Source organism: Micropruina sp. (genome assembly GCF_047602085.1).
Taxonomy (GTDB): Bacteria; Actinomycetota; Actinomycetes; order Propionibacteriales; family Propionibacteriaceae; genus Micropruina.
The window spans coordinates 107,441-119,454 of the sequence record NZ_JASGID010000001.1; the positions used below are offsets into that span (position 1 = coordinate 107,441).

A 12,014-nucleotide genomic window follows, 5' to 3' on the forward strand; every position below is an offset into this window, starting at 1 on the left:
ATTGCCGGCATCGGGTGGGTCAGGGCGATCTCTTTTCAACAAGCCACGGGCGCCGGCCATCGGCAACCATCGCCGGTTGAGCGTGTCGAAACACGTTGCCGCAGCGTGATGACCGAGGTCTCGGCAAGCGCGACCAGCGAAATCAGTGTTTCCCAGCCCGGATGAACCTCAGGCGGCCTGCTCGTCGTCGTCCAGCCCGCCGGCGAACTGCGACCGGTACAGCCGGTGGTAGGCGCCGCCCGCGGCCAGCAGAACGTCATGCGAACCCTGCTCGACGATCGCGCCGTTCTCCATCACCAAAATGGTGTCGGCGTCACGAATCGTCGACAACCGGTGGGCGATCACGAACGACGTGCGTCCGCCGCGCAACGCCTGCATCGCCTGCTGCACCAGCAATTCGGTGCGGGTGTCGACCGAACTGGTCGCCTCGTCGAGAATCAGGATCGCCGGGTCTGACAAGAACGCCCGGGCGATGGTGATCAACTGCTTCTCGCCGGCCGAGACGTTGCTGCCCTCGTCGTCGATCACCGTGGCGTAGCCCTGCGGCAGTGAATGCACGAAGCGGTCCACATAGGTGGCCTCGGCGGCGGCCCGGATCTGGTCCTCGGTGGCGTCGGGGCGTCCGTAGGCGATGTTGTCGCGAATGGTTCCGCCGAACAGCCAGGCGTCCTGCAGCACCATGCCGATGTTGCCGCGCAGCTCGCTGCGGGGCACGGCGGCGATGTTCACGCCGTCGATGGTGATCTGGCCCTCGTCGACCTCGTAGAACCTCATCAGCAGGTTCACCAGCGTGGTTTTTCCGGCTCCGGTGGGGCCCACGATGGCGACCGTCGACCCCGGCTCGGCCACCAGCGAAAGGCCGGTGATCAAGGGTTTCGCCTGGTCGTAGCTTAACGACACCTGCTCGAAGGCCACCCGGCCGCGTAGCGGCTCGGGCAGGTGCCCGGGGCCGTCGGCGATCTGCTCGACGGCGTCCAGCACCTCGAACACCCGCTCGGCCGACGCAACCCCCGACTGCAGCAGGTTGGTCATCGAGGCCAACTGCGTGATCGGCTGGCTGAACATGCGCGAGTACTGAATGAAGGCCTGCACAGCGCCGAGCGTCATGGTGCCGGCCGCGACCCAGATGCCGCCGATCACCGCGATCAGCACGTAGCTCAGGTTCCCGATGAAGAACACGGCGGGCATGATGATGCCGCTGATGAACTGGGCCCGGAACGAGGCCTCGAACATCTCGTGGTTCTTGTCGGCGAACCGGGCGGCCACCTCGCGCTGGCGTCCGAAAACCTTGACCAGCGAGTGACCGGTGAAGGCCTCTTCGACCTCGGCGTTCAGTTGGCCGGTCGAGCGCCACATGTCGGCGAACCGGCGCTGCGACCGTTTCATCACCTGGGCGGTGACCAGCACCGTCAGTGGCACCGAGACCAGCACCACCAGCGCGAGCGGCGGCGAGAGCCAGAACATCACCGCGAGCACGCCGATCACGGTGAAGATGTTGTTCAGCATCTGCGCCAGGGTCTGCTGCAGCGACTGGGCGATGTTGTCGATGTCGTTGGTCACCCGGCTGAGCAGTTCGCCGCGCGGCTGGCCATCGAAGAAGGTGATCGGCAGCCGGTGCAGCTTGGTAGCCACCTGGTCGCGCATGCGGTACACGGTGCGCTGCACGATGTCGTTGATCAGAAAGCTGGCGAACCACAGCACCACGCCGGCCACCACATATACGCCGAGCGCCTGCCAGATCACGCCGGCCAGGGCGGTGAAGTCGATGCCGCCGCCGCTGACGCCGTCGAAGATCAGGTCGGTGCCGCGGGCCAGAATGACCGGCCCGATCGCGTTGCCCAGTGTGGCCAGGGCCGAGATCGCCACTACGAGCACGATCAGGTTGCGTTCCGGGCGCATCATCCCGAGCAGCCGTCTGGCGGACGGGCCGAAGCTGACCGCCTTCTCAGCGTTGCCCAGCCCCTGCATCGGGCCATGCCCCATGCCGCGGCGCTGCACCGAGGCGTGCTCAGAGCGCGCGTTCGCCGTGCGTGGCGTGGTGGCTGCACCGGACGACTGTTGCTCGGTCATGCCGCAGCCTCCTCGGCTTTGAACTGGGAATCGACGATCTCGGCGTAGGTGGGGCAGCTTGCGAGCAACTCGGCGTGGGTGCCCACACCCTCGATGCGGCCGTCATCGAGCACGACGATGGTCTCGGCCTCACGAATGGTCGACACCCGCTGGGCCACGATCAGCACCCCGGCCTGGGCGGTCTCACTGGCGAGTGCGGCCCGCAGCCTGGCGTCGGTGGCCACATCGAGGGCCGAGAACGAGTCGTCGAATACGTAGATGTCGGGCTTCTTCACCAGGGCTCGGGCGATCGACAGCCGCTGCCGCTGGCCGCCCGAGACGTTGCTGCCGCCCTGGGTGATCGGGGCGTCCAACTGCCCCGGCATCTGCTCGACGAAGTCGGACGCCTGGGCCGTGCGCAGGGCCGCCCAGAGTTCATCGTCGGTGGCGTCCGGCTTGCCGTAGCGCAGGTTGGAGGCGACCGTACCGCTGAACAGATACGGCTTCTGCGGCACCAGGCCGATGCGTGACCAGAGCAGGTCGGGGTCGAGGTCGCGGACGTCCACGCCGTCGACGAGCACTCGCCCGCCGGTGGCGTCGAACAGCCGCGGAATCAGATTGACCAAGGTGCTCTTGCCCGCCCCGGTGGAGCCGATGATGGCCGTGGTCCGACCGGGTCGCACCTCAAGATCGATACCGGTGAGCACCGGCTGCTGGGCGCCGGGGTAGGTGAACTCGACCTCTTGCATGTGCACGTGCCCGTGTTCGGCGACGGCCCGCACCGGTTGTGCCGGCGGCACGACGGTCGAGTCGGTCTGAAGAACCTCGGCGATGCGGCGGGCGCTGACCACCGCGCGGGGAGCGATCATCAGCATCATGGTGGCCATCATCACGCTCATCAGAATTGTGGTCAGGTACTGAATGAACGCCAGCAACTGACCGGTCTGCAGCGCGCCCTCGGCCACTCGGAAGGCGCCGAACCAGGTGACGCCGATCGTCGAGACGTTCATCACGAAGAACACGAACGGGAACAGCGTCATCATCCGCCGCCCGACCCGGGTCGCGGTGTCGGTGAGCTCGGCGTTGGCCACCGCGAAGCGTTCGCTCTCGCGCGGCTCCGCGGTGAACGCCCGGATCACCCGCAGACCTGAGATCTGCTCACGCAGCACTCGGTTGATGGTGTCGATGCGCACCTGCTGCGTGGCGAACAGCGGCATCATCTGGCTGATGATGCCGCCGATCGAGACGCCGAGAATGACCACGGCGACGGCGATCGTCCAGGTCAGACCGGGGTCTTCGCGCAAGGCCATGATGACGCCGCCGATCATCATGATCGGGGCCGCGATGATCATGAACGAGGTCATCATCACCAACTGCTGGATCTGCTGCACGTCGTTGGTGGTGCGGGTGATCAGGCTGGGGGCGCCGAACCCGGCCACCTCGCGGGCCGAGAACTCCAGGGTGCGGCCGAAGATCGCGGCGCGCAGGTCGCGTCCGAACGCCATCGCCGAGCGGGCACCGAACCAGACCGCGCCGATCTGGCCCGCCATCTGAATCACGGTGACGCCCAGCATCAGCGCGCCGAGGCTCGCAATCAGGCCGGTGTCGCCGGTGGCGATGCCGTCGTCGACGATCCGGGCGTTCAGGGTGGGCAGGTAGAGCGCGGCGGTGTTGGCCACCAACTGGAGCAGCACGACGAGTGCGAGCTGCCCGTAGTAGGGCCGCAGATAGTCGCGCAGAATGCGGATCAGCATGGGGTGTCCTCGGTTCCGGTGGCGATGCCGTGCACGATGAGCCGGGCGATCCGGCGGGGGTCGGCGGCGTCGGGGTGGTCGGCCAGCGGCATCGCGGACGCGAAGGCCATCGCCGAGATCGCCCAGCAGGCAGTGGGGGTGCCCACGGTGAGCTGGTCGTCAAAGCGGGCCAGCGCGCGCGACAACGCCTCGTCGATGGCCTGGTGGAAATCGCGGTGTGGTGGCCCCAGTCGCTTGCCGTGGGGCTGCCCGGGGCTGATCGCCGCCATCAGCGAACGCACCTGCTGAATGCGGGCCCGCAGAATCCTCACCATTGAGGTGACGGAGTCTTCCAGGTCGAAATCGCCGGGTATGTCGCCGATCGCGGCGATCACCGCATCCGGGGCGAAACAGTCCTCGACCACGGCCCCGATCAGGTTCTGCTTGGTGCCGAAGGCGCGAAAGATCGTTCCCTCGGCCACATCGGCGCATTCGGCGATCTGCCGGGTGGTGATGTTCAGCCCGTGCTCCAGCAGCAGCGGCCGGGTCGCCTCGATCAGCGCCCGGCGCCGCTCATCGGGCGTCATCGGATTAGCGCGGACCATGCCGTCCACTCTACTGAGTGAGTGCTCACTCATTCAAGTTGCGGGCTTCCCAGGTTCGACGTTTCCATGCTTCGGCGTCTTTGACCGGGTTTGAACCACGGAAGGGACGCCGAAACCCGGAAACGTGGGGGAGGGGGGAGAGGGGGAGGAGAGAGAGGGGGGGGGCTTTGGTAGGCTGGGGGTATGTGGAAGTGACCTTTTGTCCGGCTCCTACGAATCGACCGAGGTCTCTCCATGCCCGCATCACTCTTCCTTTCCGGCGTCGCCGCGTCCTTCGGTGCCCGCCCGCTGTTCTCGGGTCTCGACCTGCGGCTGGCACCCGGCGACGTGACGGCGCTGGTCGGCCCGAACGGCTCCGGCAAGACCACGCTGCTGCGAATCGCCGCCGCCTTGCACGCCCCGGACGCCGGCACCGTCCGGTTCGCACCGCCGGAACGCCACCCTCGGCTACCTTCCTCAGGAGCCGCCCTCGCCGGACGAGACGATCCTCGCCTACGCCCGGCGCCGCACCGGGGTGGGTCCCGCCGAGGACGCCTTCGAGGCTGCGGCTGCCGCGCTCGTCGACGACCCCGCCGGCTCGCCCGGCGCGCAGGAATTCCAGACCGAGACACGACACCCGTCCCCGGGCACGCCGGGCCTGACAGCCGGTGTCGACCGTGACCCTGCGACCTCCCGCCATCGGTCATCCACCGAATCGGCCACCGATCGCTACGACCATGCCCTGGCCACCTGGCTGGCGTTGGGCGGCGCCGATCTCGACGTCCGGCTGGCCGGGGTACTGGCCGGACTCGGCCTGGACGCCGACCTCGATCGTCCGCTCGGCACGCTCTCCGGCGGTCAAACCGCAAGGGCGGCACTGGCGTCGATTCTGGTCAGCCGCTACGACGTGCTGCTGCTCGACGAGCCGACCAACAACCTGGACGCCGACGCTCTGGCGGCACTGGCCGACTTCGTGCGGGCGGCCGGTGCACCGGTGCTGGTCGCCTCCCACGACCGGGCGTTTCTCGACGCGGTGGCCACCTCGGTGATCGAACTCGACGAGACCCAGCAACAGGTGAACCATTTCACCGGCGGCTGGAGCGACTACCGTGCGGCCAAGCAGTTGGGCCGCGAGCAGGCGCAGGCGGCGTATGCCGAGTATGCCGACACGCGTGCCGCGCTCATCGAACAGGCCCGTCGCAAGACCGAATGGGCGAGCGCGGGGCGGGCCAAGGCGGCCCGGCTCGGCCCCGGGATGAAGCTGGAGAAGAAAGCTCGCGAGGATCGGGCTCGCCGCATGGACCAGCGTGCCGCACGGGTGCGTGACGCGGCCGAACGGCTAGACGAGGTGGAGCAGCCACGTAAGGAATGGCAGCTTCGCTTCGCCATCGCCGCCGCGTCGCCGTCGGCCGAGCTGGTGCTCACCCTCGACGAGGTCGTGGTGCGCAACGGCGCGTTCGTGGCCGGGCCGGTCACGGCACAGGTGGCCCGGGGCGACCGGGTGGCGCTGGTCGGGCCGAACGGGTCGGGCAAAACCACCCTGCTACAGGCACTGCTGGGGCAGCGGCCGCTGCATTCGGGGCGGGTCTCGTGGGGCACCCGGGTGTCGCTTGGGGTGCTCGACCAGCAACGCGACGGCATTGCCGGGGAGTCGTGGCTGCTCGAAACCGTGGCGCAGCAGATCAACCAGACCGATGGGGCAGCCGTCCGCAGCCTGCTGGCCAAATTCGGCCTGGGCCCCGATCACATCGCACGGCCCTGCGACAGCCTGTCGCTGGGGGAGCGCACTCGGGCTGCGCTGGCCGTGCTGCAGGGCCGCGGCGTCAACGTGGCGGTGCTCGACGAACCCACCAATCACCTCGACGCGGCCGCCATCGACCAGTTGCAGCAGGCGCTGGTGGGCTTCGACGGCACCCTGCTGATCGTGACCCACGACCGCGCCCTGTTGGACGCCCTGGCGCCGGTGATCACCTGGAGTCTCACCGCCGAAGGGAGGGTGCGTTCGGGCCCCGAAACGGGCGCCTGAACGCGTGCACCTCGCAGAGGAACCGCGGTTGGCCGAGCCTGTCGAGACCTCGGATACGCCGCTGTGGCAAGGGGTTTCGACGAGCTCAACCAGTTAGGCGGTGACAACCTCCAGCGTCACCGGAATGTTGCCACGGGTGGCGTTCGAGTAGGGGCACAGCGCGTGGGCCCGGGCCGCCAGCAGCTCGGCGGTCTGCTGGTCGACGCCACCCAGTTCGATCACCAGAGTCACCTCGAGCTGAAAGCCGGTGCCCTCGGGGTTGCGGCCCATGCCTACCTCGGCGGTGACGGCGGGGTCGGTGATCGGCGCTTCCGCCTCGCGAGCCATGCGCTTCAATGCGTTGAGAAAACAGGCCGAGTATCCGGCGGCGAACAACTGCTCGGGGTTGGTCTTGCCGCCCGCGCCACCCAGCTCGGGCGGTTGGGCCAGGTCGGCCTCGAACAGCCCGTCGGAGCTGCGGACGTGGCCGTTGCGGCCTTCGCCGGTGGCGGTGGCGACGGCGGTATACAGAACTTTCACGGTAATTCCCTCCTGCTCGATTGGCAGCAGCCTAGGGAACGCCGATCAATGCGGCTACCGTTGCCGAAACCCCTAGTGAGAGCACCCCGTTCGAGGTCTCGACACGCTCAACCAGGGAGAAGTCGGCGCTTCCCCAGCGCTGGCAGGTTGGTGCCGAAGCCGCCGATAGAATCGCCCGGTGACCTCGCCGATCGATGCATCGTCCTTGCCCGAACAGCTTCAGGTGCGCCGCGACAAGCGGGCCCGGCTGCTAGCGGCGGGCACCGACCCGTACCCGATCAGCGTCGGACGCACCCATTCGGCCACTGAACTGCATGCGGCGTACGGGCATCTGGTTGCGGGCGACGAGACGTCCGACGTGGTGGGCGTCAGCGGTCGAGTGGTGTTCATTCGCAACACCGGCAAGCTCTGTTTCGCGACTCTGCAGGATGGCTTCACCGCGGCCGATTCGGGCACCCGGCTGCAGGTGATGATCTCGCTGGCCGAGGTGGGTGAGCAGCGCCTGGCCGATTGGAAGGCCGACGTCGACCTGGGCGACTTCGTGTTCGTCAAGGGCCGGGTGATCAGCTCGCGCCGTGGCGAGCTGTCGGTGCTGGCCGCCGAGTGGCGCATCGCGTCGAAGGCGCTGCGCCCGCTGCCGACGCTGCACAAGGACCTCAGCGAAGAGACCCGGGTGCGGCAGCGCTACGCCGACCTGGTGGCCCGCCCCGAGGCCCGCGACATGGTGCGCACCCGAGCCACCATCGTCCGGTCGATTCGCGAGACGTTGCACGAGCAGGGTTACCTCGAGGTCGAGACCCCGATTCTGCAGTTGGTGCACGGCGGGGCGGCGGCTCGTCCGTTCAACACGCACCTGAACGCGTTCGACATTCCGATGACCCTGCGCATTGCCATCGAGCTGTATCTCAAGCGGGCCATGGTGGGCGGAGCCGACCGGGTCTACGAGATGGGACGGATCTTTCGCAACGAGGGCATCGACAGTTCGCATTCGGCCGAGTTCACCATGCTCGAGGCATACCAGTCCTGGGGTGACCAGTTCACCATCGCGACGATGACTCGCGACCTGATCGTCAACGCCGCTGCCGCGCTCGGCATCGAGTCGGTGCAGACCCCGCTGGGCGAGGTGCAGCTCACCGGCGAGTGGGCGTGGCTGTCGGTCTACCCCGGGTTGTCGGACGCTTTGGGTGAACAGATCACCCCCGACACCCCGCTGGAGCGGCTGCGGGCCATCGCCGAGGCCCGTGGCATCGAGTACGACCCGGCCTGGATCGACCAGAAGCTGGTGATGGAACTGTTCGGCGCGATCGTCGAACCCACGCTGCTGCAGCCCACCTTCGTGAACGGCTACCCGGCGATCGCGCAGCCGCTGGCCCGCAATAATCCCGACGACCCGCGTCTGGTCGAGGCCTGGGACCTGATCATCGCCGGTGTGGAGCGCGGGACCGGCTTCTCGGAGTTGATCGACCCGGTGATCCAGCGCGAGGTGCTGGTGGCCCAGTCGCTGAAGGCGGCGGCGGGCGACCCCGAGGCGATGCAGCTCGACGAGGACTTTCTGCGCGCGCTCGAGTTCGGCGCGCCCCCGATGGGCGGCATGGGGCTGGGCATCGATCGCACGATCATGCTGTTCACCGGCGCCGGCATTCGCGAGACGATCTTGTTCCCGCTGCTCAAGCCGCAGGGCTGAACGTGACTCCACGCTGACCCGACAACGACCGGCATGTAACGCGCTGGATCGGGTGCCCAGGGTGGGCCTCGATCCAGCGCGGTCTTTCAACGAAGCGCTGATCAATCGTTGGTCGAGCTTGTCGAGACCTCGGATCGCTCTGGCTAGGGAAGCGCCGACTTTTCGCTGGTCGAGCTTGTCGAGACTTCGAATATGCCGCCCCGGCAAGGGGTTGCGACAGGCTCAACCAGCGGTGGTTGCGAAGATTAGCGCTTCCTCAGCTAGTGACCTTGGCCGGCAGTAGTTCCTGGCGTCGGGTGAGCAGGGCCGCACCCCAGACCAGGGCGGCCATCAGCAGCGGGAGTGCGACGATCGGCAGCCGGCCGTCCGAGCGCCAGGCCAACACCACGCCCAGCACAGCCACGCCGGCGACCACCCCGAGCGATGTCAGCAGCGCCCGACGCGACGACGAGAGCAGCGGTGCCTGCAGCACCAACCAGCCCAGGGCCGGCACGATCAGCACCACCAGGGCCACCAGCCAGGGCACACCCACCCACCACGTAACCAGGCTCAGGGCGAGTACCAGCAGGGTGCCGCCGCCCAGCCACAGCAAAGCCGTTATGGACCCCGACGCGTACGACCGTTGCGCCACCAGGTCGTCGGACGGGTTCGCCCAGGCGTCGATCGCCTTCCACCAGCCGCCCCCGCCCAGCGACGAACGGCCGGACTCCGTCACCACCCGGCGGGCCAGCGAGTACACCACGTCGACAACGACCAGCAGCAGCGGGGCCACCACCATGGCGGGCGAGGCGTTGCCCAGCCAGGCCAGATAGGCCAGCGCCAACCCCAACCCGCCCAGCACCGGGCCGAGCGCCCGGTCGATCACCCCAGACGGCGGAACGAACACCAGCAACGGCACGGTGATGGACGCGACCAGCAGGGCCAGCGAGGCCAGGCCCGGGTTGGGCAGCCCGAACGCCACGAGCAGCAGGTAGCCCGCACCCAGCAATCCGAGAACGGCCGGCACCCGTGGGGCGTCCGAACGTTGCGCGGCGCCCACCCCGAAGACGATCACATTGAAGCCCAGCACGCCGACCACAGCAGCCATCGCTGCACCCGAGGCGAACAGGTCGCCGCGGCGCCACTCGAAGGCCAGCACGCCGAGGATCACCACGCCCTGGGCGACCAGCCGCCAGAACCAGTGCAGTGAACGTGCGCTCAGCAGAGCCTCGACCAGCCCGAGCAGCAGTGCCGGCACCAGCACGATCACCACGAGATTGGTGGCGGCCCCCAGCCCCCACAGGGCGAGCCCGCCGGCCGCCGCACCGAGCAGCAGGGCCAGGCCCGACGCGGCGCTCGGACGATCCCCCGGCCGCCGCTGCGACCACAGCAGAACCCCTGCGGTGACCACCAGTGCCAGAACGCAGGCGACGCCTTGAGCCATGCTGTTCACCTCAACTCACCCGGATGCCGAAGATCTTCTGGTCGTAGCTGGCCACCACGATCATGTTGTCGTAGGCCGCCACCGACGCCTCGACGTTCGCCCCGAGCGAGATCGTGGTGTAGTCGCGTCCGGTGTTGGGGTCGAACAGGTGCAGCAGCCCGGCCGAGTCGCCGAACACCCCGTACTCGTGACCGTCGGCACCGTGGATCAGCACCGGTGAACTCCACGAGTAGTGCGCGACATCGCGTGACCAGGCCACCTGGCCGGTGCGCTGGTCGAGCGCCACCAGCGTGCCCTCTGAGGGTGCGGTGGTCTTGCCCACGTTGAAGAACACCAGATCGCTCACCTCGCCCTGGCCCAGCAGCGGGGTGGAGAGCAGGCCGCCCTTGACGTGAAAGTCGTAGTAGGCGGGCAGGTCGTACTGCCACACGATGTCGCCGGTCAGCCCGTCGATCTTGCGCAGGTTGGCCACCTGGTCGCGGCGCTCCGACCCGCGCCAGCCCACGGAGTTGCCGGTGTAGAGGTAGGGGTGGCCGGTGGAGTCGTCGAGCACCGGGGTGGAGTCGGAGTTGTCGCCCAGCGCGCGCGCCCAGACGATCTCGAGCGTGCGGGCATCCCAGCACACCATGAGCCCGTCGTTGTCGGTGGCCCACATCAGGTTCTTCCAGGCCGCCGCCGAACTTTCGATGCCGTACTGCCGGCTGAGCGGCGTACGGTAGGTCATCTTGGTGAGCGTGGGGTTCACCGACACCGTGCCCGCCTTGGCGTCGAAACTGGCGTTGAGCTTGGCCTGGTAGACGATGCCGTTCTCGCCCGGCTCGATCAGGGTGTCAGATTTGCGGTCGACCAGCGCCGAAGAGTCGAACGCCCCCCAGCCGACGGGGTCTTGCCGGTGCGACACCTCGTCGGTGCCGCTGATCGTTGCGACCTCCTTGTTCTTGATCAGATCGAAGATGTGGTAGTTCCAGGGCCCTTTGTCGCTGCCGTTCTCGTTGAGCCCCTGCCCGGCGTACAGCAGCGGGTAGCCGCGCGGGTCGATCGAGCCGGTGCCCTTGAACCCCCACTTGCCCTCGATCTTGGGCCGCGTCACTGACCCGTCGGCCAGGCTGAGCCGATAGACCGAGCCGTCGAACACCGGGTAGATCACCTCGACGAAGTTGTCGTCGGCCACGTTCGCGGCAGACAGCTTCATCGCCTGCTTGGTGTCGCTGGGCCACTTCACCAGCAGCGGCTGGCCGGTCCAGCCCGCGCCGGGAAAATACGACCCATCGGCGCTGACCGCCCCGATGTCGTGGGTCCACTCGATCGACAGCTTCTTCTCGGTGATCTGCGCCGTGCCGTAGGTGGGGGCCGAGCGGGCGTTGTTGCCGCGAAAGGTGAGCACTCCGGGAACGTCGGTGTACTCGCTGCCCGATCCCCAGGCCACCTTTCGTGTGCGGTCGACGTTCTCCACCGGGTTGTTCTGGGAGTTGTAGACCGTCCAGGTGATGTCGCCGGACGCGCCCAGCAAGGCCCGTCCGAACGTCGCGTCGCCCAGCGCCCGCGGTGCCTGGTAGCCCGGCAGCGCGCTCAGCGCGAGCGCCGCCCGCCGGGTGAGCGTGGTGCCCGGGGGTTGGCCCGGGGTGGGGCGGCTGCCGGTCACGATGGTGTCGCTTCCGGCACAAGCCGCCAGGGACACCGACAGGGCGATGGCCAGGGCCGCGGCACCAAACGAGCGCAGCCGGCGGCCCGGACGTCGAGGTCGTATGGAGGTCACCACTACACCGTAGGTGCCAGCTCGGACAGGTTCGCGCGGCCGGGCCGAGTGTCGGCCAGGGAAGCGTTGATTTTCCGTTGGTTGCGCGCGTCGAGACCCTGGATGTGTCACGGTGGCAAGGGGTTCGATGAAATCAACCACCTCTGGTTGAGCTTGTCGAAACCCCTAGTGAGAGCAACTAAAAGCGAGGTATCGACACGCTCGACCAGCGAAGAATCAGCACGTCGCTAGCGGGCGAAG

The 12,014-nt window shown here is 68.0% G+C and carries 8 protein-coding genes and 1 pseudogene; 3 read left to right on the plus strand and 6 right to left on the minus strand.

Annotated elements, in window-relative coordinates; translation table 11 throughout:
- Positions 1–168: 168 nt before the first annotated feature.
- Genes QM721_RS00465 through QM721_RS00475 form a run of 3 tightly spaced genes read right to left on the minus strand, consistent with a single transcriptional unit; the run spans position 169 to position 4,387 of the window.
- Positions 169–2,070: an ABC transporter ATP-binding protein gene (locus QM721_RS00465; protein ID WP_415117881.1), complete on the minus strand. Its 1,902-nt coding sequence runs from the start codon at positions 2,068–2,070 to the stop codon at positions 169–171.
- Entirely contained in the window at positions 2,067–3,803 is a 1,737-nt protein-coding gene (locus QM721_RS00470; RefSeq protein WP_415117883.1) for an ABC transporter ATP-binding protein, read from the minus strand. Before QM721_RS00470 ends, QM721_RS00465 begins: the two co-directional genes overlap by 4 nt.
- Positions 3,797–4,387 carry a TetR/AcrR family transcriptional regulator gene (locus tag QM721_RS00475; protein ID WP_415117885.1) on the minus strand — a complete coding sequence of 197 codons (591 nt, stop codon included), beginning with the start codon at positions 4,385–4,387 and terminating at the stop codon, positions 3,797–3,799. The genes QM721_RS00470 and QM721_RS00475 overlap by 7 nt, the downstream gene beginning before the upstream one ends.
- 234 nt (positions 4,388–4,621) lie before the next feature.
- Between QM721_RS00475 and QM721_RS00480 the strand changes: the two are divergent.
- Together QM721_RS00480 and QM721_RS00485 are read left to right on the plus strand one after the other, a co-directional pair.
- Positions 4,622–4,753 (plus strand): annotated as a pseudogene (locus QM721_RS00480) (ABC transporter ATP-binding protein); the annotation flags it as partial.
- Between the two features lie 148 nt (positions 4,754–4,901).
- Positions 4,902–6,392: an ABC-F family ATP-binding cassette domain-containing protein gene (locus QM721_RS00485; protein WP_415117887.1), complete on the plus strand. Its 1,491-nt coding sequence runs from the start codon at positions 4,902–4,904 to the stop codon at positions 6,390–6,392.
- Between the two features lie 93 nt (positions 6,393–6,485).
- On the opposite strand, the gene QM721_RS00490 is transcribed toward QM721_RS00485, so the two are convergent.
- On the minus strand, positions 6,486–6,917 hold the full coding sequence (locus QM721_RS00490) for an organic hydroperoxide resistance protein (protein ID WP_415118026.1): 432 nt from the start codon (positions 6,915–6,917) through the stop codon (positions 6,486–6,488).
- A gap of 172 nt (positions 6,918–7,089) precedes the next feature.
- Between QM721_RS00490 and lysS the strand changes: the two genes are divergently transcribed.
- Positions 7,090–8,595 carry a lysine--tRNA ligase gene (gene lysS / locus QM721_RS00495; protein WP_415117888.1) on the plus strand — a complete coding sequence of 502 codons (1,506 nt, stop codon included), beginning with the start codon at positions 7,090–7,092 and terminating at the stop codon, positions 8,593–8,595.
- Positions 8,596–8,851: 256 nt separating this feature from the next.
- Here lysS and QM721_RS00500 read toward each other — a convergent pair whose 3' ends face one another.
- The gene (locus QM721_RS00500; RefSeq protein ID WP_415117890.1) at positions 8,852–10,018 is read right to left on the minus strand and encodes a hypothetical protein; all 1,167 of its coding nucleotides are present in this window, start codon (positions 10,016–10,018) and stop codon (positions 8,852–8,854) included.
- Between the two features lie 10 nt (positions 10,019–10,028).
- A complete protein-coding gene (locus QM721_RS00505; protein WP_415117892.1) occupies positions 10,029–11,774 on the minus strand; it encodes a PQQ-binding-like beta-propeller repeat protein in 1,746 nt (581 codons plus the stop codon).
- Positions 11,775–12,014: the final 240 nt, after the last annotated feature.